This is a genomic window from Micropruina sp., from assembly GCF_047602385.1.
In the GTDB taxonomy this organism is placed as follows: Bacteria; Actinomycetota; Actinomycetes; order Propionibacteriales; family Propionibacteriaceae; genus Micropruina.
The window spans coordinates 306,286-331,373 of sequence record NZ_JASGHL010000002.1; the positions used below are offsets into that span (position 1 = coordinate 306,286).

Annotated in this window: 29 protein-coding genes and 1 tRNA gene; 18 read left to right on the forward strand and 12 right to left on the reverse strand. The window is 69.4% G+C overall.

Annotated elements, in window-relative coordinates:
- Nucleotides 1–72 precede the first annotated feature (72 nt).
- From QM711_RS06295 to QM711_RS06305, 3 genes are read left to right on the forward strand one after another with little or no spacing between them, the layout of a single operon-like run.
- Nucleotides 73–1,356 (forward strand): acetyl-CoA C-acetyltransferase, encoded by a 1,284-nt coding sequence (locus QM711_RS06295; RefSeq protein WP_415097406.1) that lies wholly within the window; start codon nucleotides 73–75, stop codon nucleotides 1,354–1,356.
- Nucleotides 1,356–2,798 (forward strand): 3-oxoacyl-ACP reductase, encoded by a 1,443-nt coding sequence (locus QM711_RS06300; RefSeq protein WP_415097408.1) that lies wholly within the window; start codon nucleotides 1,356–1,358, stop codon nucleotides 2,796–2,798. Before QM711_RS06295 ends, QM711_RS06300 begins: the two co-directional genes overlap by 1 nt.
- The gene (locus QM711_RS06305) at nucleotides 2,798–3,718 is read left to right on the forward strand and encodes a MaoC family dehydratase (protein ID WP_415097410.1); all 921 of its coding nucleotides are present in this window, start codon (nucleotides 2,798–2,800) and stop codon (nucleotides 3,716–3,718) included. The genes QM711_RS06300 and QM711_RS06305 overlap by 1 nt, the downstream gene beginning before the upstream one ends.
- Here the strand turns inward: QM711_RS06305 and QM711_RS06310 are convergent.
- The 6 genes from QM711_RS06310 to QM711_RS06335 are packed head-to-tail and all read right to left on the reverse strand — an operon-like array spanning nucleotide 3,715 to nucleotide 8,518.
- Nucleotides 3,715–4,917, reverse strand: a complete 1,203-nt coding sequence (locus QM711_RS06310) for a M20 metallopeptidase family protein (RefSeq protein ID WP_415097412.1) — start codon at nucleotides 4,915–4,917, stop codon at nucleotides 3,715–3,717. The two genes, QM711_RS06305 and QM711_RS06310, sit on opposite strands and share 4 nt — an antisense overlap.
- Complete coding sequence (locus tag QM711_RS06315) at nucleotides 4,914–5,957, reverse strand: FUSC family protein (protein WP_415097414.1); 1,044 nt, start codon at nucleotides 5,955–5,957, stop codon at nucleotides 4,914–4,916. Before QM711_RS06315 ends, QM711_RS06310 begins: the two co-directional genes overlap by 4 nt.
- A gap of 49 nt (nucleotides 5,958–6,006) precedes the next feature.
- Nucleotides 6,007–6,534 carry a hypothetical protein gene (locus tag QM711_RS06320; RefSeq protein ID WP_415097416.1) on the reverse strand — a complete coding sequence of 176 codons (528 nt, stop codon included), beginning with the start codon at nucleotides 6,532–6,534 and terminating at the stop codon, nucleotides 6,007–6,009.
- Complete coding sequence (locus QM711_RS06325) at nucleotides 6,531–7,421, reverse strand: ATP-grasp domain-containing protein (protein WP_415097418.1); 891 nt, start codon at nucleotides 7,419–7,421, stop codon at nucleotides 6,531–6,533. The genes QM711_RS06320 and QM711_RS06325 overlap by 4 nt, the downstream gene beginning before the upstream one ends.
- A 39-nt stretch (nucleotides 7,422–7,460) precedes the next feature.
- Nucleotides 7,461–7,832, reverse strand: a complete 372-nt coding sequence (locus QM711_RS06330) for a hypothetical protein (RefSeq protein WP_415097420.1) — start codon at nucleotides 7,830–7,832, stop codon at nucleotides 7,461–7,463.
- Between the two features lie 2 nt (nucleotides 7,833–7,834).
- Entirely contained in the window at nucleotides 7,835–8,518 is a 684-nt protein-coding gene (locus QM711_RS06335) for a hypothetical protein (RefSeq protein WP_415097421.1), read from the reverse strand.
- 25 nt (nucleotides 8,519–8,543) lie between these two features.
- Between QM711_RS06335 and QM711_RS06340 the strand changes: the two genes are divergently transcribed.
- The 10 genes from QM711_RS06340 (at nucleotide 8,544) to QM711_RS06385 (ending at nucleotide 16,865) form a co-directional block, all read left to right on the forward strand.
- Nucleotides 8,544–8,732 carry a hypothetical protein gene (locus QM711_RS06340; protein ID WP_415097423.1) on the forward strand — a complete coding sequence of 63 codons (189 nt, stop codon included), beginning with the start codon at nucleotides 8,544–8,546 and terminating at the stop codon, nucleotides 8,730–8,732.
- A 136-nt stretch (nucleotides 8,733–8,868) separates the two neighbouring features.
- On the forward strand, nucleotides 8,869–9,609 hold the full coding sequence (locus tag QM711_RS06345; RefSeq protein WP_415097425.1) for an amino acid ABC transporter ATP-binding protein: 741 nt from the start codon (nucleotides 8,869–8,871) through the stop codon (nucleotides 9,607–9,609).
- A 36-nt stretch (nucleotides 9,610–9,645) separates the two neighbouring features.
- Nucleotides 9,646–10,473 (forward strand): glutamate ABC transporter substrate-binding protein, encoded by an 828-nt coding sequence (locus tag QM711_RS06350; RefSeq protein WP_415097427.1) that lies wholly within the window; start codon nucleotides 9,646–9,648, stop codon nucleotides 10,471–10,473.
- Between the two features lie 74 nt (nucleotides 10,474–10,547).
- Nucleotides 10,548–11,210: an amino acid ABC transporter permease gene (locus QM711_RS06355; RefSeq protein WP_415097429.1), complete on the forward strand. Its 663-nt coding sequence runs from the start codon at nucleotides 10,548–10,550 to the stop codon at nucleotides 11,208–11,210.
- Nucleotides 11,207–12,136, forward strand: coding sequence for an amino acid ABC transporter permease (locus QM711_RS06360; RefSeq protein ID WP_415097431.1), 930 nt, complete (start codon nucleotides 11,207–11,209; stop codon nucleotides 12,134–12,136). Before QM711_RS06355 ends, QM711_RS06360 begins: the two co-directional genes overlap by 4 nt.
- A gap of 118 nt (nucleotides 12,137–12,254) precedes the next feature.
- Entirely contained in the window at nucleotides 12,255–13,205 is a 951-nt protein-coding gene (locus QM711_RS06365) for a metal ABC transporter substrate-binding protein (RefSeq protein ID WP_415097433.1), read from the forward strand.
- The gene (locus QM711_RS06370; RefSeq protein ID WP_415097435.1) at nucleotides 13,202–13,948 is read left to right on the forward strand and encodes a metal ABC transporter ATP-binding protein; all 747 of its coding nucleotides are present in this window, start codon (nucleotides 13,202–13,204) and stop codon (nucleotides 13,946–13,948) included. The genes QM711_RS06365 and QM711_RS06370 overlap by 4 nt, the downstream gene beginning before the upstream one ends.
- Nucleotide 13,949: 1 nt before the next feature.
- A complete protein-coding gene (locus QM711_RS06375; RefSeq protein ID WP_415097437.1) occupies nucleotides 13,950–14,936 on the forward strand; it encodes a metal ABC transporter permease in 987 nt (328 codons plus the stop codon).
- Complete coding sequence (locus tag QM711_RS06380) at nucleotides 14,923–15,321, forward strand: Fur family transcriptional regulator (RefSeq protein ID WP_415097439.1); 399 nt, start codon at nucleotides 14,923–14,925, stop codon at nucleotides 15,319–15,321. The genes QM711_RS06375 and QM711_RS06380 overlap by 14 nt, the downstream gene beginning before the upstream one ends.
- 308 nt (nucleotides 15,322–15,629) lie before the next feature.
- Nucleotides 15,630–16,865 carry a WS/DGAT domain-containing protein gene (locus tag QM711_RS06385; RefSeq protein WP_415097441.1) on the forward strand — a complete coding sequence of 412 codons (1,236 nt, stop codon included), beginning with the start codon at nucleotides 15,630–15,632 and terminating at the stop codon, nucleotides 16,863–16,865.
- Nucleotides 16,866–16,907: 42 nt separating this feature from the next.
- On the opposite strand, the gene QM711_RS06390 is transcribed toward QM711_RS06385, so the two are convergent.
- Both QM711_RS06390 and QM711_RS06395 read right to left on the reverse strand, forming a co-directional pair.
- Nucleotides 16,908–17,561 carry a response regulator gene (locus QM711_RS06390; protein WP_415097443.1) on the reverse strand — a complete coding sequence of 218 codons (654 nt, stop codon included), beginning with the start codon at nucleotides 17,559–17,561 and terminating at the stop codon, nucleotides 16,908–16,910.
- The gene (locus tag QM711_RS06395) at nucleotides 17,552–18,706 is read right to left on the reverse strand and encodes a sensor histidine kinase (RefSeq protein ID WP_415097445.1); all 1,155 of its coding nucleotides are present in this window, start codon (nucleotides 18,704–18,706) and stop codon (nucleotides 17,552–17,554) included. Before QM711_RS06395 ends, QM711_RS06390 begins: the two co-directional genes overlap by 10 nt.
- Before the next feature lie 131 nt (nucleotides 18,707–18,837).
- Here QM711_RS06395 and QM711_RS06400 point away from each other — a divergent pair, with 131 nt between their 5' ends.
- From QM711_RS06400 to QM711_RS06410, 3 genes are all read left to right on the forward strand, one after another.
- Nucleotides 18,838–19,767 (forward strand): lysostaphin resistance A-like protein, encoded by a 930-nt coding sequence (locus QM711_RS06400; protein WP_415097447.1) that lies wholly within the window; start codon nucleotides 18,838–18,840, stop codon nucleotides 19,765–19,767.
- A 157-nt stretch (nucleotides 19,768–19,924) separates the two neighbouring features.
- A complete protein-coding gene (locus QM711_RS06405) occupies nucleotides 19,925–20,476 on the forward strand; it encodes a dihydrofolate reductase family protein (RefSeq protein ID WP_415097449.1) in 552 nt (183 codons plus the stop codon).
- Nucleotides 20,477–20,486: 10 nt separating this feature from the next.
- The gene (locus QM711_RS06410) at nucleotides 20,487–21,089 is read left to right on the forward strand and encodes a dihydrofolate reductase family protein (RefSeq protein WP_415097451.1); all 603 of its coding nucleotides are present in this window, start codon (nucleotides 20,487–20,489) and stop codon (nucleotides 21,087–21,089) included.
- Nucleotides 21,090–21,200: 111 nt separating this feature from the next.
- On the opposite strand, the gene QM711_RS06415 is transcribed toward QM711_RS06410, so the two are convergent.
- Entirely contained in the window at nucleotides 21,201–21,923 is a 723-nt protein-coding gene (locus QM711_RS06415) for a class I SAM-dependent methyltransferase (RefSeq protein ID WP_415097453.1), read from the reverse strand.
- Between the two features lie 86 nt (nucleotides 21,924–22,009).
- Between QM711_RS06415 and QM711_RS06420 the strand changes: the two genes are divergently transcribed.
- Complete coding sequence (locus QM711_RS06420) at nucleotides 22,010–22,402, forward strand: VOC family protein (RefSeq protein WP_415097455.1); 393 nt, start codon at nucleotides 22,010–22,012, stop codon at nucleotides 22,400–22,402.
- Between the two features lie 140 nt (nucleotides 22,403–22,542).
- On the opposite strand, the gene QM711_RS06425 is transcribed toward QM711_RS06420, so the two are convergent.
- Nucleotides 22,543–23,187 carry an NAD(P)-dependent oxidoreductase gene (locus QM711_RS06425; protein ID WP_415097457.1) on the reverse strand — a complete coding sequence of 215 codons (645 nt, stop codon included), beginning with the start codon at nucleotides 23,185–23,187 and terminating at the stop codon, nucleotides 22,543–22,545.
- Nucleotides 23,188–23,301: 114 nt separating this feature from the next.
- On the opposite strand from QM711_RS06425, the gene QM711_RS06430 reads away from it, so the two are divergent.
- A complete protein-coding gene (locus QM711_RS06430; protein ID WP_415097459.1) occupies nucleotides 23,302–23,694 on the forward strand; it encodes a winged helix-turn-helix transcriptional regulator in 393 nt (130 codons plus the stop codon).
- Between the two features lie 516 nt (nucleotides 23,695–24,210).
- On the opposite strand, the gene QM711_RS06435 is transcribed toward QM711_RS06430, so the two are convergent.
- Nucleotides 24,211–24,283, reverse strand: a tRNA-Ala gene (locus QM711_RS06435).
- Nucleotides 24,284–24,344: 61 nt separating this feature from the next.
- Nucleotides 24,345–25,076, reverse strand: a complete 732-nt coding sequence (locus tag QM711_RS06440; RefSeq protein ID WP_415097461.1) for a hypothetical protein — start codon at nucleotides 25,074–25,076, stop codon at nucleotides 24,345–24,347.
- Between the last annotated feature and the right edge of the window lie 12 nt (nucleotides 25,077–25,088).

A 25,088-nucleotide genomic window follows, 5' to 3' on the forward strand; every position in this document is an offset into this window, starting at 1 on the left:
GACACTCACAGTACCCGGTACTTTTCGTACCTGCTACTGTGAGCCACGACAATCCGCAGCGAAGGAGCTGGCATGGCAGACCTGCGCAACGCCGTGATCGTGGGCAGCAACCGCGTTCCGTTCGGACGGGTGGGCGGCGCCTATGCGTCCGCCACGAACATCGATCTGCTCACCGCGGCACTGGACGGGCTGGCCGCCCGGTTCGGGCTGGCCGGCGAACGCCTCGGCGAAGTGGGCGCCGGAGCGGTGCTCAAGCACAGCCGCGACTTCAACCTGACCCGCGAAGCCGTGCTGTCCTCGGCGCTGGCACCGACCACACCGGCCTACGACGTCCAGCAGGCCTGCGCGACCAGCCTGACCGCGGCCGTCCAGCTCAGCAACCGGATCCGGGTCGGGCAGGCCGATGTCGCCGTCGCCGGCGGCGTCGATTCGGCGTCCGATTCACCGGTGGCAGTGAGCGACCGGCTGCGCAAGACGCTGATCCGGTTGAACGCCGCCAAGACCCCGCTCGACAAGGTCAAGACGCTGGCAAGTGTGCGGCCGTCCGACCTGGCGCCCGAGGTGCCGAAAGCCGCCGAGCGCCGCACCGGCCTGAACATGGGCCAGCACCAGGCACTGACCACCGCACAGTGGGGCATCAGCCGGCAGGCGCAGGACGAGCTGGCCGCCGCCAGCCACCACAACCTGGCCGCCGCCTGGGACTCCGGCTTCTTCGACGACCTGGTCACCCCCTATCTGGGCCTGACCCGCGATCAGCCGCTGCGCGCCGACACCTCGGTGGAGAAGCTGGCGAAGCTGCGCCCGGTCTTCGGTGACGGTCCGGACGCCTCAATGACCGCCGGCAACTCGACCCCGCTCTCGGACGGCGCGGCGACCGTGCTGCTGGCCGAGGAGAGTTGGGCCAGGCAGCGGAACCTGCCCGTGCTGGCCCGGATCGTCGACGCCGAGACCGCCGCCGTCGACTTCACCCTCGGCGGCGAAGGCCTGCTGATGGCGCCGGTGCATGCCGCCCCGCGGCTGCTGCGGCGCAACAACCTGGCCCTGCAGGACTTCGACTACTACGAGATCCACGAGGCGTTCGCCGCCACCGTGTTGTGTGCGCTGGCCGCCTGGGAGTCGGCCGACTATTGCCGCGAGGTGCTGGGCCTGGACGCCCCACTCGGGTCGATCGACAAGGCGAAACTCAACGTGCACGGCTCGTCGCTGGCCGCCGGACACCCGTTCGCGGCGACCGGCGCCCGCATCCTGGGCACGCTGGCGAAGATGCTGGCGGCGAGGGGGTCCGGCAGCCGCGGACTGGTCTCGGTGTGCGCGGCCGGCGGTCAGGGTGTGGTGGCGATCGTGGAGGCGTGCTGATGAAGCTCGACGACCTGATCTCCGGGGTGCTGGATTCCAAGGTAGGCAAGGCCGTTGCGGCCAAGGCCGGACTGCCCGAAGCCACCGTGCTGCGCCGCGGCGAGGCGATGCCGTCCGGAGCCATCGCGTTGGGGGTGGTCGAACCCGCGGGTTCGCTGGTGCCGGACGCGCTGGCCGCACTCGGCGTGGATGCTCAGCCGGCGCTGATCGACACACCGGATTCCCGCAGCACCGACGCCGACGGACGGCAGCGTCCACCGGCCTACCCGGGACGCCTCGGCGGCATCGTCATCGACGCCACCGGCGCCCATCGGATCGAGCAGCTCGAGCAGGTGCGGGCGGTGCTGCGCCCGGCGATCAAAGCGCTGGAGCCGTCCGGACGGGTGATCATCGTCGCCGCGGACCCGGCCACGTCCGCCGATGTGGAGACCGCGGCCGTGCGGCAGGCGCTGGACGGCATCATGCGCAGCGTCGGGAAAGAACTGCGGTTCGGCGCCACCTGCAACCTGATCCAGGTCGCCGACGGCACCACGCCGTCCGATCTGGCCCAGGTGCTGCGTTTCGCCTTGTCCGGCCGCTCTGCGTATGTGGACGGCCAGCCCATCGTGTTGTCTCCTTCGCTGGTTGAGCTTGTTGAATCGAAGGAAGGTCTCGACAAGCTCGACCATCCGGTGGTTGAGCCTGTCGAAACCAGGCGCGACGGCCGGATCGTGGTGGTCACCGGCGCCGCCCGCGGCATCGGTGCGGCGATCGCGCACCGGTTCGGCGCCGACGGCGCCCGGGTGGTCTGTGTCGACGTGCCGGCCGCCGGCCAGGCGCTCTCCGCGGTCGCCAACGACGTCCGCGGCACCGCGTTGCAACTCGACATCACCGTCCCGGACGCCGGCGTCAGGATCGCCCGGCACGTCATCGACCGGTACGGCCCCGACGCCCGGATCGGCGCGCTGGTGCACTGCGCCGGCATCCTGCGGGACAAGCTGCTGGCCAACCTCGACGAGCAGCGCTGGGGTGCGGTGCTGGAGGTGAACCTGGCCGCTCAGCTGCGGATCAACGATGTCCTGCTCAACCCCGAGCAGCCGGGCGGCGTGGCCGACGGTGGACGGATCGTCGCCATCGCGTCCACCAGCGGCTGGGCCGGCAACCGTGGCCAGACCAACTACGCGGCGTCCAAGGCCGGCGTGATGGGCATGGTACGGGCGCTGTCGGCGCAGTTGGCCGATCGTCGGATCGCGGTGAACGGCGTCGCCCCGGGTTTCATCGAGACCGACATGACCGCGTCCATCCCGGTGATCGACCGGGAGATCTTCCGCCGCTCGTCCAGCCTGCTGCAGGGCGGCCGTCCGGTCGATGTGGCCGAGGCGATCGTCTTCCTGGCCGATCCGGCGACGCCGGTGAACGGGCAGGTGTTGCGGGTCTGCGGCCAGTTGATCGTGGGCCGCTGATGAGCGAGGTCGTCGTCCTGGACGGCATGCCCTCCGCCGTCGCGCACTACGCCCGCGCACTCTCGCCGCGCAGCCGGCCGCCGGTCAGCGCGGGATTGCCTGATCGGGTGGTGAACCTGTTGCACCACCGGTGCGAGGTGGCCGAGGTCGCCGGCTACGACCGGGTCTGCGGTTTCACCCTGACCGACGAACTGCCGGCGACCTGGCTGCACGTGCTGACCTTTCCCCTGCAGTTGAGCCTGATGACGGCGCCGGATTTCCCGCTCGCGCCGCTGGGCATGGTGCACGTCAGCAACACGATGACGCAGCTGCGTCCGGTCGCGATCACCGAGCCGCTGGAACTGCGGGTCCGCGCGGAAGGCCTGAGGCCGCACCGGCGCGGCGTCCTGGTCGACCTGGTCGGGGAAGCCCTGGTTGCCGGGGAGCCGGTCTGGACGGGCCGGTCGACCTACCTGAACCGTTCGGCGTCGTTGGCGGACGGGCCTCGACAAGCTCGACCAACGGAAACCGGGGCAGCTCGACCGACTCAAGACCCGGAGGGGTCTCGACGAGCTCGACCGACGACGGAATCGCCTGAGCTGCCGACGGCCGGGCTGTGGCGGCTACCGTCGGATCTGGGACGCCGCTACGCCGCGGTCTCGGGCGATGTGAACCCGATTCACCTCAACCCGCTGGCCGCGAAGGCGTTCGGTCTGCCGCGCACCATCGCCCACGGCATGTGGACCCACGCCCGCGCGCTGGCCGCGCTGCAGCCCCGGTTGCCCGGCTCCTTCGAGGTGTCGGTCCAGTTCACCAAGCCCGTGCTGCTGCCCTCGACCGTCCGCTTCGCCGCGGCGCGCAACGATGACAGGTTCGCCGCGCAACTCACCAACCGGGCCTCCGACAAGGTGTTTCTCACCCTCGACCTGGTCGCCGGCTAGCCCCGCTGTAGCCGGCGGATGGTCACCTCGGCGAGCAACGCGGCCGCGTCGGCCAGGACGCCGTCGTCGAACAGTGCGCGCGCCGAATGGTTGGTCGGGGCGTTGGCCCAGTCCTCGCCCGGGTAGGTGGAGAGGAAGATGAAGGCGCTCGGCACCTGCTGGCCGACGAAACTGAAGTCTTCGCCGCCGGCCAGCGGATGCTCCAGCTCGGTGTAGCGGTCGGCACCGAAGAGGTCGGTCACCGTGTCCCGGACGTGGGCGTACTCGGCGTCATCGTTCACCGTCACCGGGTAGCCGCGCACGTAGTCGACCTCGGCGGTCATCCCGTGCGCCTCGGCGATGCCGGCGGCCAGCCGGGTGATCCGTTCCGGGATCGTGGAATGGGTCGCGTCGGAGAAGGTGCGCACGGTGGCGTCCAGCCGGGCGTCGTCGGGGATGATGTTCTCTTTGGTGCCGGCGGCGATCTTGCCGACCGTCACCACGACCGGGTCGAAGATGTGGAACTGCCTGGTCACCATGGTCTGCAGGCCGATGGCGATTTCGCAGGCGACCGGCACCGGGTCGGCGGTGTTGTGCGGCTGCGAGCCGTGCCCGCCTCGGCCGCGGACGGTGATCGCGCACTGGTCGGCTGCCGCCATCAGCGTTCCCGGACGCCCCCACCACACCCCGAACGGCGCCTGTGCGGCGGAGACGTGCAGCCCGTAGGCGGCGTCGGCCCGGCGTCCGGCCGCGTCCAGCACCCCTTCGGCGATCATCGGCGCAGCGCCGCCGGGACCCTCCTCACCGGGCTGGAACATGAACACCACGTCGCCGGGCAGTTGGTTGCGCAGTTCGTGCAGGATCTTGACCGCCCCGACCAGCCCGGCCACATGCAGGTCGTGCCCGCAGGCGTGCATGGTGCCGGTGGTGGACGCGAACTCCTGACCGGTCGCCTCCCTCACCGGCAACCCGTCCATGTCGGCGCGCAGCAGAACCACCGGCCGGACGGCGGTGGTCTCGGCCCGACCGCGCAGCACGGCGACGACGCTGGTCAGCGACTTGCCGGTGGTGATCTCGAGATCGAGCCCGGCCAGGGCGTCCAGGATGCGCGCCTGGGTGCGTGGGTTGTCGTTGCCCAGCTCGGGGTCGGCGTGGATCGCCCGGCGCAGCGCGCGTAGTTCCGGGTGCAGACGGGCCGCGATCGCGGTGGTGGCGGTCATGGCCGAAGCTTGCCAGACCTGCCCGGCGGCCGTTCACCGCCGGACCTCTGGCCCGGATCCGCGAGCGCCTGTGCCGGCGCCAACCGGGTGGCGATCGACACCACTGCGGCCGTCACCGCCGCCGCAGCCACGGTTACCAGGATCCGCTGGATGTCGCCGACGACAACCTCGCTGCGCTCGAAGGTCAGCAGAATCACCGACATCGTCACCGCCACCGAGTACTTCCAGTAGGCGGCACCGCTCAGCAGCAGCATGACTGAGGCAAGCGACGCCGCCACGCCCAGCAGGATGCCGACCAGTTCGCCGGGCAGGATGACCGCGATGAGCGCGGCGAGTGTGCCGCCCAGAATCGTGCCGACGATCCGTCCGCGCAGCTTGGTGCCGGTCTCGCCGTGGGTGGGTTGCAGGATGACGGCCACGGTCATCACTGCCCACCAGGCGTTGGTGCCATGGAACCAGTAGGCACACACCAGGGTGAACCCGCCGCACAACACGGCGAGCAGCGCCCCGTAAGGCAGCGTCGGCGGCAGTCGGTCGGTCGGTGGCAACGTCACCCCGCGCAACACCGTCGCGACCGCGCCGATCACCCAGCCGCAGCCCAGCAGCACCAGGGTCGTAACGGCCGCGGCGGCGGCCAGGCCGGTGGCGCGGGCGTCGAGGAAGACGATCACGCTGGCGGGGTCGACCAGCACGTAGGCCGCGAACGAGATGGCCGCGGCCCCCACCGGATGCAGGCCGCTAAGCACCAGCGCACCCGTCGCCAACGACAGCAGCACCACCAGGGCGGTCCCCAGCCAGGGTGCCCAGCCGCCGGTCTGGGCGAGCAGCACGGCGACGAAGGCGGTCACGACGCTACCGATCGCCGCGGTAAGCATCGCCCGGACGCCCAACGGCGCCGCGGTCAGCGTCGGCAGGACGCCCAACACGAGTAGGCCGGTCGCCGCGCTCCAGGGCGACAGCGACATCGCAACCACCGGCACCAGAGCGAGCAGGACCGCCGACATCACCCGCTGAACGATTCTCGTCGATTCCGCGCTCACGGCGTCATCGTGCCACTTCGAACCCCACAGGCGAGGGCGAGTCGGTCGATCAGTCGCGCAGCGCCCGGCCCAGCGCGTCCAGTTTGGCCTCGACCGCGGCGAGCCGCTCCTCCGCCTCACCGGAGAGGACGCCGGCACCGGGAGGCGCCCAGGCACCGGCTGCGGTGGCTGTTGCCCCCGGGCGCCGGCGGCTGAACTTCCACCAGCCGACCCCGACGGTGATCACCAGCGCGGCCGCCATCACCAGGAACCGTGGCCATTGCTGACCGGCCGAAATCCCGATGCCGACCGCATACAGCATGGTGAACAGACCGCCGAGCAGCGCGCCGTTGGCCAGCACCGAGCCGGTGTTCGCGATTGCCAGGGACAGCAGCATCACCAGAGTCGCGCAGACCAGCAGGACGATCGACGTGGTCAGTCGATAGCTGTTCCACACCCCCTCCGAGTCAGTGGTGTAGCCGGGCTCGGGATAGAAGGTGTTGACGCCGATTCCGATGAAGGCGACCACAGCGAGGCCGAGGAAGAAGCTGAAGATGACCTGCAGCATCGATTGGCCGAGATCTCGTTGGGCGCTCATGCCTCCAAGCGTGCCATCAGCGCCTCCGCGTAGCGTCGCCCCGCGCCGGGCGCCAGGTGCAGAAACAGGCTCGGCTCGAACAATTCCAGCTCCAACAACAGCGGACGTCCGTCGTCCCCGCGGACCAGGTCGACCCGGGCATGCAGGAACGGTTCCCGGACGCCGCGGGCAGCCATCAGTTCGGACGCCGCCGCGAGGATCCGGCAGGCCATTGCCAACTCCGCGGGTTCGGGGTCGACGAGCACGGCAGGCTCGCGGACGGCGCGCAGCCCGCCACCCAGCGCCAGCACCGGAGCCCGTCCGACAGCATGGGCGAACTCCCCGGCGAGGTAGATCAGCGAGCGCTCTCCGGCCGTGGCGACCGAATCGACGGCCGGCTGCACCATCACCTGCTTGCCGCCCCCGACGATCCGCCGGGCCAGGGCGAGCGCGGCCGGGTCGTCCGGCTGGAACAGCCCGGTGTCGGCCGACGACGCCGACACCGTCGGCTTCACCACCACCCGCCCCGAGCACGCATCGATCGCCGCACGCACCTCGTCCAGGTCGCCGCAGAACGTGGTCGGGCAGACCGGGACGCCGCGATCGGCGAGTTCGCCCAGATAGCGCTTGTCGAGGTTCCAGCGGATCACCTCGGGCGGGTTCAACACCCGGGTCTGCGACTCGGCCCGGCCCAGCCAGCCCAGGAACTCGACCGAGCGGTACGCGTAGTCCCACGGCGATTTGATGATCACCAGGTCACTCGCCGACAACTCGGACGCGGCCACCCAGTCCGCGAACGCGCACCGGACGCCGCAAACAGCCAGTTCGTTTCGCAGCAGGATGAGTTCAGGATCGCGGGCCGGCTCGGCGAGCACCTGCCCAGAAGTGATCAGCGTGATCAGTGCCATGGTCGATCAGAACTCGCGAAGGTGGACCGGGGGAACTGATCAGTCATGTCCCGGGTACGACACGTCCGGCGCCGTTTCTGGGGCAGGCACCCGCGACTCGGCGGCCTCCGACACCGCCCCAACGTACGAGGACGGGACACCCCACCCCGCTTCCGGAGCAGGTACCCGGGCGCGGATCGGTTCCGGCACCGCCGGGGCGATCACCCACTCGATCCGTCTGTTGCGAGCTGTCGGCTCGGTGCGGATCGTAGGATCGACCAGGGCAGCAACGTCGATCATCCAACTCGGGGTCTCGAGGCCGAGCTTGCGGTTCGCCCACACTTCCACCGAGAGTTTCATCGCCCGATCACGGCTGATCGTGACCTCGGCGGTGCCGTCGGCCAGATACTTCACGAGTGGCTCGCTGCTCACAGTCAGGAACCTCCTCGCTCCGGGCGAACAGTGGACGCTAGCTCGTCCGAGAATACGTCGTCCGCGCCCAGGTTGATCCCCTGTTTGCCCAGGGCGTCGATGAGGTCCTGCTTGTCGTCGGCCATGACACTCTTCAGGAACCATGCCTCGCCCATCGACGGCGCATTGCGCACCTGGTAGCGCAGTGCCGCCAGGCCGGCGTCCCGCCGCTCGGGATCGTCCGAGAAGCTAGCCGTGAGCGCCCACTCGGCACGTTTCCACCAATGGTCGCGCCGGTCCGTTGCCCGCTTCTGCAGTACGGCCCCGGCACCGAAGAGGCCGGCGACCACCGCAGCCGCCACTGTGGCCAGGGGACCCATCTTCGACACGTTGTCCAGGGTGGCCGCGACATTGGACGGCACCAAGACAGCGGTCGCGATGTAGACGACCACAGTTGCGATGACCCCGACACCCAGCCAGACCAGGGAGACCCCCACCGTGGTGAACACGCCGGGCAGCGGATCATCAGCCTCGCGCCACGCCCGGAACATGGCCATCGACCGGGTGAAAGCCGGCCGGAACCCGACGCAGGCGCCAACGGCCCCGAGCAGGACGACCAGCAGCCACCACCACTCGACCATCGCCGAACCTCCTCGCGTGGTGGCCGGACCGTGCGGCCGCGCCGCGCCGTATTCGGAGCGCCGCATCACTTGGGTACAGCATGATGATCTCATGACCGAGCAGGCCGAGCCGTCCGACGATCTGGCGGCGATGCTGCGCTGGCGGGCCAGTGGCGGCGAGGTGCGTGTGCTCGACTGGGGCCCGCCGCTGCAGGTCGCGCTGATCACCTGCGACGGCGGCCAGGAGATGCAGCGAGTCGTTTCGGACGCGGCCGATCTGCGGGCCGAACTCGGCGGCTGAGCGGCGCCACCCGAACCTCGCACCGGCCGTGGCCGGCCGGCAACCGGCCGCCGGGCGATTGCAAAATGGTGACAATCGGTCGGGTCGCCATCAAAAGCGCTTGTGACCACGGGTGTTGGGCGGCTAGCGTGCCCGCATGCCAGAGCCACTCGTCGTGATCGAAGGCGTGAACAAGCACTTCGGTGATTTGCATGTGCTCAAGGACATCAACCTGTCCGTTTCCAAGGGTGAGGTGGTCATCCTGATCGGGCCGTCCGGATCGGGTAAGTCGACCCTGTGCCGGACGATCAACCGGCTGGAGACCTTCGAGACGGGTTCCATCACCATCGACGGCCGCAAGCTCCCCGACGAAGGCAAGGAACTCGCCAACCTGCGGGCCGACGTGGGCATGGTGTTCCAGTCCTTCAATCTGTTCGCCCACAAGACGATCCTCGAGAACGTCACCCTCGGACCGATCAAGGTGCGCAAGACACCGAAGGCCGAGGCCGAGAAGCGAGCGATGGAGTTGCTCGGACGCGTGGGCGTGGCCCATCAGGCGGCCAAGTACCCCGCGCAGCTCTCCGGGGGCCAGCAGCAGCGGGTGGCGATCGCCCGCTCACTGGCAATGAACCCGAAGGTGATGCTCTTCGACGAGCCGACCTCGGCGCTCGACCCCGAAATGATCAACGAGGTGCTGGACGTGATGGTCGAGCTCGCCAAGGACGGGATGACGATGATCGTGGTCACCCACGAGATGGGATTCGCCCGGAAGGCGGCCGACAAGGTGGTGTTCCTCGCCGACGGCGAGATCGTCGAATCCAGCACTCCGGCCGAGTTCTTCTCCAATCCGACCTCTGCCCGCGCGAAGGACTTCCTGTCGAAGATCCTGACCCACTGACCGAGCAACAGAAACCGACCAACAAGGAGCTCGTCCATGTCACTCAAGAAGATTGGCGCCACCGTAGCCGCCACTGCGCTTGCATTGTCGCTCTCCGCCTGTGGTGGCGGCGCCGGCAGTACGAACCTGTCAGCCCTGAAGATCGGCATCAAATTCGACCAGCCGGGCATGGGCCTGAACGAAGGCGGCAAGTACACCGGCTTCGACGTGGATGTCGCCACCTACATCGCCGGCAAGCTCGGGACGCCCGCCGACAAGATCCAGTGGGTTCAGGCAGCCACCCCGCAACGCGAAACCCTGATCGAGAACGGCAGCGTCGACCTGGTCGTCGCCACCTACTCGATCAACGACACCCGCAAGCAGCGGGTCTCGTTCGCCGGGCCCTACTTCATCGCCGGCCAGGATCTGTTGATCCGGGCCGACGACACCTCGATCACCGGACCGGAGTCGCTGAAGGGCAAGAAGCTGTGCTCGGTAGCGAACTCGACCTCGGCGCAGAACGTCGAGAAGAAGGTCCCGGGCGTCAACCTGCAGAACTTCAACACCTATTCGGAGTGCATGACCGCGCTCACCTCGTCAACCAAGGCGGTCGATGCACTGACCACCGATGACACCATCCTGGCCGGCTACGCCTCGCAGGCTGCTTACGCGGGCAAGGTCAAGGTCGTCGGCAAGCCGTTCAGCACCGAGAACTACGGAGTCGGCCTGAAGAAGGGCAACGTCGACCTATGTAACAAGGTGACGGCGGCGATCAACGAGATGATCAAGGACGGCTCGTGGGAGAAGGCCGTTCAGGCCAACCTCGGCCCCGCCAACTACAAGCCGGGCCCGGGCAACCCGCCCACTCCGGCCGCTTGCTCCTGACCGATCGCTGAGGAGGTCTCGGACGCCGCTCGCCACGGCGTCCGAGACGTCCACCTGAATCTCCAGGGGGAATCATGGGCGACATCCTGTCCCGCTACGACCTGCTCGGGGCATTCTGGCTGACCATCCAGTTGGCATTCTGGTCGGCGCTCGGCGCCCTGGTGATCGGCACGATCGTCGCCATCCTCCGGGTCTCTCCGGTTCCGGTCCTGCGACTGCTCGGCACCTCGTACGTCAATCTGGTCCGCAACACGCCGCTCACCCTGCTGATGGTCTTCAGCATTCTCGGCGCCAGCTTCGTATTGGGACTGCAGATCTCGGACGACTTCACCACGAACCTGTTCTATTGGGCGATCATCGTGCTGAGCATCTACCACGCGGCGTTCGTCTGCGAGGCGTTACGCAGCGGCGTGAACACCATTCCGGCCGGGCAGGCCGAAGCCGCCCGGTCGATCGGGTTGACCTTCACTCAATCGCTGACCGAAGTACTTCTTCCGCAAGCATTCCGCGGTGCAATCGCACCGCTGGGCTCCACGCTGATCGCATTGATCAAGAACACCACCGTGGCCGCAGTGATCGGTGCGGCGGACGCCGCCGGCCTGATGGCGAGGATCATCGAGAACGAAACCGGAACCGTCGCCGTGTTCGCACTGTTCGCGACCGGTTTCGTCATCCTGACGCTGCCGCTCGGGATCTGGATCACCAGCCTGTCTCGCAAACTGGTGGTGAAGCGGTGAGCGCCCAGACGGTGCTCTTCGACGCACCAGGGCCCAAGGCCCGCGTCCGGCACATGATCATGACGGTCGTCGGCGGCTTGGTGACCGTCGGGATCCTGTACCTGGTGATCAGCAAGCTCGGCGAGGCGGGCCAGTGGGACGCCGCGAAGTGGACGCCCTTCCTGACCGGCGCCGCGTGGCAGGCCTACCTGATCCCCGGGCTGCTGGGAACGCTGAGCGCATCGGTGATCTCGGTGGTGCTGGCCGGCATCTTCGGCCTGGTGTTCGGCGTCGGACGGCTGTCGCAGCACCGGTGGGTCCGCATCGTATGCGGCATCGTGGTTGAGTTCTTCCGCGCCGTTCCGGTGCTGCTGATGATGTACTTCGCGTTCAACATCTACTCTCGCAACGGCGTTTTCCTGCCGTCCCTGAATCCGCTGATGGCCGTGGTGACCGCGCTCACCCTCTACAACGGGTCGGTGATCGCCGAACTGGTCCGCTCCGGCGTCCATGCCCTGCCCAAGGGACAGGCCGAAGCCGGCCTCTCGATCGGCCTGACCCGCCAGCAGACCTTGATGTCGATCCAGCTGCCGCAGGCTCTGGTGGCCATGCTGCCGGCTCTGATGGGCCAACTCGTGGTCGTGATCAAGGACTCCGCCCTCGGCTTCGGCATCACCTTCATGGAGTTGCTCAACCAGTCGAAGACGTTGGGCTCCGCGTACGCCAATGTGGTGCCGGCCTACCTGGTCGCAGCGGCCCTGTTCATCGTGCTCAACTACGCGATGACCAAGCTGGCCGGCGCTGTCGAGAGCAGACTGCGCCGGCGTCCGGTGACCGCTGGTCCGCTGACGACCACGATGCCTAACATCGTCCAGGGCAGCGCCGAGCCTGGTGGCCCGACCGACAACCTGATCGAGCCCTACCAGGCACCGGCACCCAAGGACTGAACCTCGAGAGAGCATTGGCCGCGCGCCCAGACCCCGCTCACCCACCCAGCGCGTGGGGCAGGGGCGGACGGCCACCTCCGTTTTGACAGACGCCAGGAACGGTCTGAGAATGATTGTCATGAAGATTCTCAGAGCGGTGGTGACCGCGGCGGCGGCTCTTGGCCTGGCGATTACCGCAGGATGTTCGGCCCCGGCTACCTCGACCAGCCCGTCCTCGACCGCGGCCACGCCGGCGGCCGCCCAGCTCAAGGTGACCGCGTCCTTCTACCCGTTCGAGTACGTGGCGAAGCAGATCGGCAAGGATCTGGTCACGGTGACGAACCTGACCCAGCCGGGCGCCGAGCCGCACGACCTCGAACTCTCACCCAAGCAGGTCGCCGCGCTCGGTGAGTCCGACCTGTTGATCTTCCAGAAGGGGTTCCAGTCGGCGGTCGACACCGCGATCACGACGGTCACCCCCAAGCGCACGGTCGACACCGCGTCCTTCCTGAAGCTCGAACCGGCCGAACACGAGGAGGAGGAGCACGCGGACGACCACGATCACGGTGCCCTCGACCCGCATACCTGGCTGGACCCGAACAACATGGTCGCGGTCGCCGAGCACGTCCGGGACGCCCTCGCCGAAGCGATGCCGTCGGCCAAGGACACCCTCGCCGCCAACGCGTCCGCCCTGATCGACAGCCTGAAGAAGCTGGACGGCGACTACACCGCCGGGCTGAAGTCCTGCCAGCGCAAGGTGTTCATCACCTCGCACGAGGCGTTCGGCTACCTGGCGCACCGCTACGGGCTGGAGCAGATCGGCGTCCGCGGCGTCGAACCCGACACCGAACCGACCGCCGCCCGGATCGCCGAGGTGCAGAAGATCGCCAAGACCAACAAGGTCACCACCATCTTCTTCGAGACCCTGGTCTCGCCGACGGTGTCCAAGTCGATCGCCGGCGACCTCGGGTTGACCACCGACGTGCTCGATCCGTTGGAGGGTCTGACCGCCGAGTCCCGCGGATCCGACTACCTTGAGGTCATGCGCTCCAACCTCTCCGCTCTGCAGAAGGCGAACGGCTGTTCATGACCCCTGCCCCCGCTGTCTTGGCCGACCAGGTCGATGTGGTGCTGTCGGGCGTGCCGATCGTCCGGCACGCCGGCTTCGCCATCGGCGTCGGGCAGGCGGTGGCGGTCACCGGAAACAACGGCTCCGGCAAGACCACGCTGATGCGGGCCTTGCTGGGGCTGGTGCCGCATCGGGGCACCGTGCAGCTCTTCGGCACTGAACTGAGCCGGTTCCGGGACTGGCGCCGGATCGGCTACGTGCCGCAACGCAGCACGATCCTGGTGCAGCAGGCCACCGCACGCGAGGTGGTGGCGTCCGGACGGCTCGGGCTGCGGCGTCCACTCTGGCCGGCCGGGCCTGAGGACCGGCAAGCGGTCAGCGACGCCCTGGCTCGGGTCGGGATGGCCGATCGCGCCCGGGCGCCGTTCGTCCGGCTCTCCGGCGGGCAGCAGCAGCGGGTGCTGATCGCCCGCGCCCTGGCCGGGGTCGCCGACCTGATGGTCTGGGACGAGCCGCTGGCCGGGGTGGACCGCACCACCCAGGAGGTGCTCGCGGGGGTGCTGGACGAATTGCGCCGGCGCGGCACCACCGTGGTGATGGTGCTGCACGAACCCGGGCCGTTCGAGCCGCTGATCGACCGGGCGATCACCCTGGCCGACGGACGGGTCGTCGCCGACGGGCCTTTCGTGACGTCCATCGGTGGGCACGAGGTGCACGAATGGCCGCACAGCCACGCCCACGGCACCGGACTCGAGGTGGTCTGAGATGGAATGGCTCGCGCTCGAGTTCATGCAGCGCGCCCTGCTGGCCGCGGTGATCACCGGCTTGACCGCGCCCGCTATCGGCACCTACCTGGTGCAGCGCCGGCTCAGCCTGCTCGGCGACGGCCTGGGACACCTGGCGGTGGCCGGGGTCGGGCTGGCGTTCCTGACCGGCACCGCTCCCCTGCCGGTCGCCGTCGTGGTCTGTGTGGTCGGCGCGATCGCCATCGAACTGCTCCGCGAACTGGGCCGGACCAGCGGCGATGTCGGCCTGGCGATCCTGTTCTACGGCGGCTTGTCCGGCGGCCTGCTGCTGGCCAGCCTCGCCGGCCAGGGAACCGGCACCCTGTCGGCCTTCCTGTTCGGGTCGCTGCTCACCATCAACGTCACCGAGCTGTGGATCATCGCCGGTCTGGGTGCGGTGGTGCTGCTGGTCTGCCTCGGATTGCTGCCGCAACTCTTCGCGGTCAGCGCCGACGAACCGTTCGCCCGGACCATCGGCCTGCCGGTGCGGATCTACAACATCTTGATCGTGGCGCTCGCCGCCGTGACCGTGACCGTGTCGATGCGGACGGTGGGGTTGTTGCTGGTGAGCGCGCTGATGGTGGTCCCGGTGGCGACCGCCAACCACCTGGCGATCGGCTTCCGGCGCTCGATGCTGACCGCGATGGGGCTGGGGGTGCTGGCCGCCGTCGGCGGCACGATCGGCTCGTACCAGTTCGACACCGCCCCCGGCGCGTTGATCGTGGTGATCGCCATCGGACTGTTCGCACTCAGCTGGCCGGTGTCGTTGCTGCTGCTGCGCCGGCATGCGCCGCCGGTGGAGCTGACCGACGACCAGCCGTCCCGCTCGCATGAGGTCACCGAGGAGCATCCACACGCCCATTCCGAGACCTGCGGGCATCCCGCGGTGCCGCACGGTGGCCACGTCGACTACATTCACGATGGTCACCGGCACGCGGCGCATGAGGGTCACTATGACGAGCACTGAACGAACACCACGACGGACGCGGCAGCGCGCCGAGATCCGGGATGCGGTCGAGGCCAGCACGTCCTTCGCCACCAGCCAGGAGATCCACGACCGGCTCCGGCGGGACGGCTCGACGGTGGGCCTGGCGACGGTCTACCGGGCGCTGCAGGCGATGGCGTCCGGCGGCGAGATCGACGCGATCCGCACCCCCGACGGCCAAATCGCCTACCGCACTTGCACCCCGGGTCATCACCATCACCTGGTCTGCCGCTCCTGCGGCCGGACGGTCGAGCTCAGCCTGCCCGGCCTGGAGGAGCAGACCCGCCGGATCGCCGGCGACTACGGATTCGCCGAGATCGACCACGAGGTCGAGTTCTTCGGCATCTGCGCCGACTGCAGCACGTAGCGTGGACCGCGGGGACGGTTCTTCTGGTCACTCCGCGTAACCCCGGGGACGGTTCTTCTGGTCACCGCCGCGTGACCGCGGGGACGGTTCTCCTGGTCACCTCCGCGTGACCGCGGGGACGGTTCTCTTGGTCACCTCCGGACGCGACCGTCACCACCTGTGCAATACAGCCGAGCACGTACTGATCGGCACGAAATAGCCCGACGCGCGGCTCGCCCGCCTGCACCGGCGCTGCGGTTGTCCCTATCGGCCACCGCGCACCGGCGGGAACGGGAGACTTGCTCTCGACCACGCACGGGAGGAGCACAGTGGAACGATTCACGATCGGGGACGCCGCCGAACTGGCCGGCGACGTCGGACCCGACCCGCGCCTGATCGCCGTGCTGGCCGAACTGGACGGCACCGTCGACACCGGCGAACTGCGCGCAATCGTGGCCGACCGCGCCGCCGGACTTCCCTTGCTCACCCACCGCCTCGTGCGGCACGACGGCACCCGGGCGACCCGCTGGCAACAGGTCGCCATCGACCCCGCCGAGCACGTGCTCGAGATCGCCACCGACGATCCGGTCGGCACCGCGACCGACGTGTTGGTGGCCAGCCTGCCGGAGACGATTCCGATGTGGCGCCTGTGGGTCCTTCGCTCCTGCGGCACCTGCCACCTGCTCTTCGTGGCGCACCACGTGCTGCTCGACGGGGTTACCGCGCTCACCGTCGTGAGCGCGCTGTTCGGCAGCCCACCCCAGCCACCCACGGCAGCCCCCGCACCAAGGCGCGCCTGGCTGGCTCCGCTGGCCGCGCTCAATGTGCCGACCTCCGCAACCTCGTTGCTGGCCCCGCTGACCTCCGGTTTCCGGCTGGTGACCGTCGAGGAGGACCTGGAGCGGCTGCGCGGCATCGCTCATCGAGCCGGTGCCACGATCAACGACGTGCTGCTGCTGGCCGTCGCCGAAGCCCTGCGCGCAGCCGCACTGCAGCGCGGTGAGCGGTTGCGTCGGGTCGTGGTCAGCGTGCCGGTCACCATCGGAGCCGCGGACGGCGAGCCGAGCCGCAACCGGGTCGGCGGCTTCCTGGTGTCGGTTCCTCAGCGGCGCCGCGGCGAAACCGACACCCAGCTGCTCGGACGGCTCGCGGCGCGAACCCGGCGGCGAAAGTGGCTGGCCCGCGCCCCGTCCGGGTCGACGGCGCTCTCGGCGACATTGGTCGCACTGGGCAGGACGGGCTGGTACCGCCCGCTGTTCGAGCACCAGCGGGCGATCATCAGCCTGGTCACGAATCTGCGAGGCCCAGCGGCTGCGCTGACCGTCATGGGTGCGCGGGTTCGTTCCCTGACGCCGATCAGTCCGACGCTGGGCAACGTCGGCGTGGTGGTCGCGGCGCTGAGCTACGCGGGACGACTCCGGATCACCGCCCGCCTGGACCGGGCGGCCTGGGATGTCGAGGACACTTTCGTCGACGCACTGCGCTCGGGGCTGTCAGGATCGACCGCCGAGACCGGCACCCCGGGCTCAGCCGGCGACGCGGATACAACCGAGCCCAGCGGATGAGGGCTTGCCGCCGGACTGTCCCGGCTAGGTGCAGGAAACCGGCTATCCCAGCCGAGCACGCCGCACAGCGAGCGCGATCTGCACACGGTTGCTGGCGTCCAGTTTGCCGAAGAGTCGGCTGACGTAGGTCTTGACCGTGGGCAGCGACAGGTACAGACGGTCGGCGATCTCCTGGTTGCCGAGGCCGTCGGCGATGAGCAACGCGACCTCGAGTTCGCGCTCGCTGAGCTCGGCGAGTTGATCGGCGTCGTCCGGACGGGGCGCGCGGGCGGCCAGCTGGACGACCCGGCGGAGCACGGCCGGGGTGAAGGGCATGGCGCCCGCCGCGGCCTGCCGGACGGCCTCGGTCAGCTCCTCCGGTGGAGCGCTCTTCAGCAGGAAGCCCTGCGCGCCGGCGTCCAGGGCGTCGGCGATGAAGCCCTCGGTGTCGAACGAGGTGAGCACCACCACCGCGGCGCCGCGGCCGGCGCCGACGATCTCACGGGTGGCGGCGATCCCGTCCAGCAGGGGCATCCGCAGGTCCATCAGCACCACGTCAGGACGCAATGCCGCAGCCGCCTGGACGCCGGCACGTCCGTCGCCGGCCTCGCCGACGACCTCAACACCCGCGGCACCGTCGAGAATCATCCGCAGCCCGGCGCGGATCAGGGGTTCGTCGTCGACCAGCAGGGTGCGCACCACGGGCGTCAGGTCCATGGCACCCACGCTCGCAGCACGAACTCGCCGCTGTGCCGTCCGACCTCGAGGCGGCCACCGGCCAACTCGAGCCGTTCGCGCAGGCCGACCAGGCCGTACCCGCCGGCCAGCCCGGATCCCGCGCCGATCGGGTTGCGGATCTCCACTTGCGCGCCGTGGCCGGGCGTCCCGCTGAGAGTCACGGTGACCGGCCGGCCCGGCGCATGCTTCACGGCATTGCCGACCCCCTCGGAGACGGCCCGCATCAGCGCTCTGGACGCCGACGGCGCGAGCTGGCCGAGCCGGCCGGTGAGCGACGGATCGACGCTGAGCCGGACGTCCGCACCCGACACCGCGACGACCGTCTCCACCTCGGCCAGCGTCGGATCGAGCCGGACGTCGTGCTGGTCGTCGCGCAGCACGGTGAGCACGGCATGCAGTTCCTCCGACGCCGTCTGCGCCGACTGCTGGATGAGCCGTGCGGTCTCCTCGACGCGGCCCGGCCCACCGTCGGGGTGCACGGCCAGCCCACCCGCGTGCAGCGAGATCACCGACAGCCGGTGCGACAGGGTGTCGTGCATCTCGCGGGCGATCCGGGTGCGTTCGGCGAGCCGGGTGCCCGCCACGATCGCGGCCTGCTCGCGCTCCAGCGCCTCGGCCCGGTCCCGCAGCGACGCCACCAGCGCCCGCCGCCGGCCCACGGCGAGGCCGGCCATCACCACGCCCCCGCCGACCAGCAGCGCACCGACGACCCCGAGCCACAACCCATTGTCGATCGCGATGACCGTGACCTGCACCGCCAGCCAGGCGGCGCCGACGACGGCCAGCCAGCCGCGTCGGAGCCAGGACGCCACCGCACCCAGCGCGACCACAGCCGCGGGAAGCGCCAGCGCGGACGCCGACGCCAGGGTGATCACCAGCGCCGCAATGCCGGCCCGGCGCCCGGGCCGGGCCCGGCCTCCGATCACCAGCGGCAGCAGCGCGACCGCCAGCACACCGAGCAGCAGCTCACCGAGCATGAGAGCCGCGACCCGGCCGGCCTCGGCCTCCGGAATGAGGTCCAGGTCGGGATACAGCACCATCCAGGTGCCGACCTGCAGCGGCACGCCGATGACGATGACGGCGACCACCACCGCCGCCGTCCGGGCACCCCGCGCAATCCTCACCCGGCGCAATCTACCGAGTGCGGGCGAACCGCCCTGTCGTCCGAAAGGATGACGATGAAGCCGACCTTCGGCGCCGGATGAGCCCCGATCGGCCGACCCCGGCCGGGGCGGCCCGCAACCAGGCTGGGGCCATGACAGCTTTGTTGGCTTCCATGCCGTCCACAACCCCCGCCCCCGAGGCGCTGACCTACTTCCGGCTGAGCCGCCGCACCCCTGGCTGGTGGCGTCCGCTCGCCACCGTCGGGCTGTTCCTGCTGACCTACCTGGTGCTCGTGGTCGGGCTGGTCGTGCTGTGGCTGCTGCTGCCCGGCGCCGCGGAGGCGATGAACGCCACCGACATCGACATGGCCGATCCGGTGCAGGCGGCGTTCCTCTGTCTGATGCTGGCCCTGCTCGTCCCGGCCGGACGTCTCACCGTGCGCATGCTCGGACGCCGCGGCACCCTCGACTCGGTGGCAGGGCGGTTCCGTTGGGGGCTGTTCGTCCGCTCCGTCACGCTGACCGCCGCGCCGATGCTGCTGCCGCTCGCCGTGATGTGGGTCGTCGATCCGGTGACGCCGGTGCCGTCCGAGAGGACCCTGGGACTGCTGGCGGTGGCCGTGTTGATCGTCCCGCTGCAGGCGGCCGGCGAGGAATACCTGTTCCGTGGCGTCCTGATGCAGGCGATCGGGCACTGGCTGCGCGCACCGGTGTGGGGGCTGGTGATCTCGTTGCCGCTGTTCGTGCTCGGGCACGACTATGACGCCTGGGGCCTCGCCTCGGTCGGCGTGTTCGCGGCGGTGACCACCTGGCTGACCTGGCGCACCGGCGGCCTGGAAGCCGCGGTCGCCCTGCATGCGGTCAATAACACGATCGCCTTCGCGTTGGGCGCGATCGGCATCGCCGACCTCAACGCGACGACCACCACCTGGGTGGCTGCCCTGATCTCGTCGATCATCCCGATCGGGTTCGCGGTGGTGTTCGACTGGTGGTGGCTGCGCGAGGGCCGGTGCCTCTACGCGTCGACGAGCGCGACGAGCCCGCGAGCGATGTCGGCCACCGGCAGCGCACCCGCAGCATGAACTCTGCGCGGCTCGGTCCCCCCGCTGGGCGGTCGACCCATTCCGCCCACGCGGCCGGGCGGCCGCCGGTACCGCCAGGCGTTCCTGGTCGCGGGCCTGCGCCTTATGCTCGATGAACCGAGCCGGTTCGTAACGACCTACGAGGAACGAGGGAGCCATGCGCGACGTCATCCTCTATATGTCGATGTCACTGGACGGCCTGGTCGCCAGCGATCGGGAGCATCCGGCGATGGCGGTCGCCGATCCCGAGGTGAAGCAGTGGAAGCTCGACCGGATCAGCCGGGCCGGCGCACACCTGATGGGCCGCCGCACCTATCAGGAGATGGCCTCGTTCTGGCCACAATCGGACGATCCGTACGCGGCACCGATGAACGACATCCCGAAGGTCGTCTTCTCCAGGACCCTCACCGACGCCGAGGCGACCTGGCCGGTGACCCGGGTGGGCCGCGGCGAACTGGCCGACGAGATCGCCACGATCAAGGCGGAGCCGGGACCGGACGTGATCGCCTGGGGCGGCGCTCGCCTGGCCGGCGCGCTCGCCGCGGAGGATCTCATCGACGAGTACCGGCTGCTGGTGCAGCCCCTCGCCTTGGGACGCGGCGACGCACTGTTCGCCCAACTACCCGAGTCGCGACGCCTGGATCTGGTCGAGGCAAGGCCATACCCGAGCGGGATCGTCGTGCAGATCTACCGACCGCGGCGCGGCTGAGGAGGCTGACATGGGCATCGTGCAGGCGCAGGCGATCATGTCGCTGGACGGGTACATCGCCAAGCCGGACAACACCATCGGCAGCCTCTTCGACTGGCTGCAGAACGGCGAGGTCGCCGTCCCGACTCCCGCCGGCGACTTCACCGTGCACCTGAGCGCCGCCAGCGCGCAGCACTGGCGGCAGTGGACGTCCTCGCTCGGCGCACTAGTGTGTGGACGGACGCTGTTCGACGTGGCCGAGGGGTGGCAGGGCCGGCACACCCTCGACGTCCCGATCGTCGTGGTGACGCACCAGATCCCCGCCGACTGGGTCGAGCAGCACCCGGACGCCCCGTTCACCTTCGTCACCGACGGGGTCGCGTCCGCCATCGGCCGGGCCAAGGAACTCGCCGGCGACCGCGTGGTGTCGGTCGCCGGCGGGACCATCGCGCGGCAGTGCCTGGAGTTGGGGCTGCTGGACGAGGTGGCGATCGACCTGGTGCCGGTGGTGATGGGAGAAGGCAACCGTCCGTTCTTCGGCACGCTGTCCGCCGACGAGGTGCCGCTCGGCAATCCCACCACCTGCGTCCAGGGTGATCGGGTCACCCATCTGGTCTTCCCGGTGGCGCACTGAACCAGGACGCCGCTGGCGATGCCGACATCGTCGTTGCTTGAGCTTGTCGAGACCGCTCCCTACAACGGGTTGGACGAGCTCAACCAGGAAACGCCGCACTGATCAGCGTGCCTAGAGACGGCTCGCGACGAAGACGAACTCGTGTCCCGGCCGGTCCGGTGCGTCGCGGACCTCGTCCACCCGGAACCCGGTGGCAGCCAGGGACGCCTCGAGTTCGACACGCTCCCGGAACCGCAGCGTGGACGAGGTGGGTACGACGGTGCCGTCCGGGAAGGTGACCGCGCCGGCGAAGGTGACCAGTTGGCCGTCCACCCGGGTGACCACCCCCGTGGACTCGACGACACCGACGCCGGGCAACTCGACGTACTGCGGCGTCCAATCGCGGCGCCACTGCTCCCAGACTCGGCGGGCGGGATCCCGCGATTCGAAGACCAGCCGCCCGCCGGGTGCGAGCGCGTCTCGGATGCCGGCGAGTGTCGCCGTCCAGTCGTCGTCGGTGAGGAACACCTGCGCGACGTTGCCCGTCATCGTGACCAGGTCGACCTGCAGCGGCGGCAGCGACGTCGCGTCCCCGTCGATGAATCGCACCTTGTCGGCGCCGGGTTTCGAGCGGGCAACGACCAGGGACGCCGCGGCCGGGTCGACTCCGACCACCTCGCAGCCGCGCTCGGCCAGCAGCAGCGCGAGAACCCCGGTGCCGCAGCCGACGTCAAGAACCCGCCGCGCGCCGAACTCTGCAGCCATCGCCAGGTAGGCGTCCAGGTCGCTCCGGTCGGAGTCGAAAAGGTCGTACAGCGGCGCGAGCCGCGGATCGGCGAATCTGGCGTCCGGCATTGCCTCAGCCTAGGTTGCCGTCGGTGACTGGGCTGACCGTGCCGAACCTGCGGTCGCCAGCGCCAGCGGCGGGATAGATTCGCCGCATGGGTGAGAATGCCGGTCTGGGCGACCAGAAGGTCATCGCGTTCGCGGCGACCACCGATCCTCAGCCGTCCAAGCAGTTCTACCAAGCGGTCCTGGGACTGCGGCTCATCGCTGACGAAGAGTTCGCGATCGTGTTCGACGCGGGCGGCACCATGCTGCGGATCCAGAAGACCCAGGCACACACGCCGCCGCCGTTCACCGTCCTCGGCTGGCGCGTCGACGACATCCACACCGTCATCGACAGGCTGGCCGCCGTCGGTGTCGTGATGACGCGCTACCCGGGATTCGGTCAGGACGACGCCGGCGTCTGGACCGCCCCCGGCGGAGCCCAGATCGCCTGGTTCCGCGACCCGGACGGCAACGTCCTCAGCCTGACCGCGTTCAACGGATAGCGCGCCGGACCGGGCCGCTGAGCCTTTCGTCCGCACCCGGAGCCGTATCGATGGTTGTCAGGGCTCGCGGTGACCGGCGTCCATGCCGCCACGCTGTGCGCCCGCGGCGGCGAACCGCGGGCGCACGCCACGTCGAGTGATCAGTGGGCGAGGTTGACCTGTGCGCGGTGGTGGTCGTCCCGCTCGACCAGATCGATGAAACCCAAGGCGTAGTCGGGAGCGGAGATCGCCCCGCCCGTGGGGTCGACGGCGACCTCGTCGCCCAGTCGGTAGGTGCCGGTGCGTTCGCCCGGCGCATACGCCCCGAAGCCGAGGGCGGGGCTGACGAACACCCAGTCCAGGGTCTGCTGCGTCGCCGGCAGATCGTCGATCACGAGAGCAGCCCCCGCCAGGATCTCGTCGCGGACGACGTCCGGGACATTGTTGGGGTCTGCCACGAATCGCGGCGCTCCGGCAGCCGGGCGCAACGACGAGAACCCGCCGACCACGAACAGTCGCGCCTGGTGGGCATCGGCCAGGCCGGCGATGGTGCGGTTCACTTCCCGAAAGGACTCAGCGAGCGGGCCGCGGGGCGCGAGCGCGGCGACCACGACATCGGCGCCCGCGATCACCCCGGCAAGCGCCGATTCGTCGGTCGCGTCGGCGGGCACGTAGGTGACGCCGGGGATCGAGTCGGCGGGCTGGGTCCGGCTGACCGCTGTGACCTGATGGCCTCGGGAGGCGGCCTCGGCGACGATTGCCGATCCGGCGTAGCCGGTGCCTCCGATGACGACGATGCGTGACATGAGTGTGTGATGCCTTTCGTGGGACTGGTTTCCGGCCTCACGGCCGGGCCTACAGTCACCATAGGAGAGCAACACACATATCGGAAGAAGGCACTTTGCGGTAACCTACCTGCCATGCTCCCCGGGAACCCCTACAGCGCCGACTGTCCGACCCGCCGCATCCTCGACCGGATCGGCGACAGGTGGACGGTGCTGATCATCGGCATCCTGGGCGGCGGGGACGCCCGCTTCTCCGAGTTGCGGCGAAGTATTGAGGGGATCTCGCAGAAGATGCTCACCCAAACCTTGCGCGGCCTGGAACGTGACGGCCTGGTGACCCGCACCGTGTTCCCCGAGGTGCCGGTTCGGGTCGAGTACTCCCTCACCGACGCGGGACGGACGCTGCTTGAGCCACTGAGCATGCTGCGGTCCTGGGCGATTGAGCACCTGGGCGAGGTCATCGCGTCGCAGGACGCCTACGACCACACTCCCGTCGCTCGGGAACTGGCGATCAGCAAGCCTCGCTGAGCATGCTCTGCCCACGAAGGCGGTCGACCCTGTCGTCCGCTACGTCGTCGCCAGGTTCGGGGCTTTCGCGCGCGGCCAGGAAGTGTGTGTTGCCATGACCATCCGGCGCGGCGCCTCCGATCGATCACGGTCGACCCCGCCGCCAGCGAGTTGCCCAGCTGTGGCGCCCAGGCCCCCGGCGGCATCATGCTGACCCGCATCGCCCGCGCTCTCGGTGGAATTTGGGCAGTATCGCGGCCGCCTGAGTGTCGGTCTCGGACTCAACCGCCGCGTGCCTCTGGTTGGGCCAAGGGTGTCAATCCGTTGACCGTGCAGGGAGTGGGCCGGGCATGCCTCCGTCGCAACCAAACCCGCTACTTCCATCACCTGGAAACATTGGCCGATCGCGCTGGATTGAAGCACCTGAAACGACCCGGAGTACACGGGATGCACCCGAACGAAGGAACACCCCGAAACGGATTACCTGCCAGGGCTGGAATCGGCGTGAAACCGCTTGTCAAGCCGGATACCGGTGGGTGGAGCTAAGGGGATTCGAACCCCTGACCTTCTCATTGCGAACGAGACGCGCTACCAACTGCGCCATAGCCCCAGGTGCTCAACGAGCACGGACGACTTTAGCACTCCGTCGCCGACGGTTCATCTCGGACGCCTCACTCACCGACCGCGCGACGCTCGTCCCCGTCGTCCGCGACCTGATCGGGCAGCGGCTCGGCGGTCACCGGAACTGCGCTGGCCGGCGCCACGGGCGCGGACAGGTCGATGGTGCGGACGGTTCGTGGCGCCAGCGGCTTGGACACATAGGTCGGCGCGGTGATCGGGATCGGATCCCACAGCGAGCCGGGGCGGGCGACCGGCGCGGTCAGCTCCACCGAAGCCTCGGCGCCACCGTCGTCCTCGGACAGCACCGCGATCGCCACCGTCCGTTCGTCGCTCGCCGCACGGACGCGGCGCGCCCGGGCGTCCAGATCGCGGCGCATTGCGCGGACGCTGAACCGCGCCACGACCAGGAACAGCGCGAGTAGGCCGGCCGGCGCGATCGGCGCCCACCAGGGCAGCACGCCGAGTGCCGCCGGCACGCTGATCGCGAGCAGCGCCGAGACCAGGGCGATCAGCACCCTGCGGCGGCGGGTCGCGGCCTGCCGGTCGATCTGGGCGAGTTCGTAGAGGGCCGCGCGGCGGGTCAACGGCGTCGACACGACCGCCGCGCCCTCCTCCGCGGTGGCCAGCGAAGCGCCGCGGCGAACGATGGTCACCGTCGCCGTGAACGGCGCCGCTGGATCGACTACGTCATCCAGGGCTGGATCGGCCCGGCGACGCAGGAAATACGGCACGAGATAGACCAGCCACCCCGCGGCGATCACGCCGAAAATCACTCCCGTCAAGCCCACACCCGG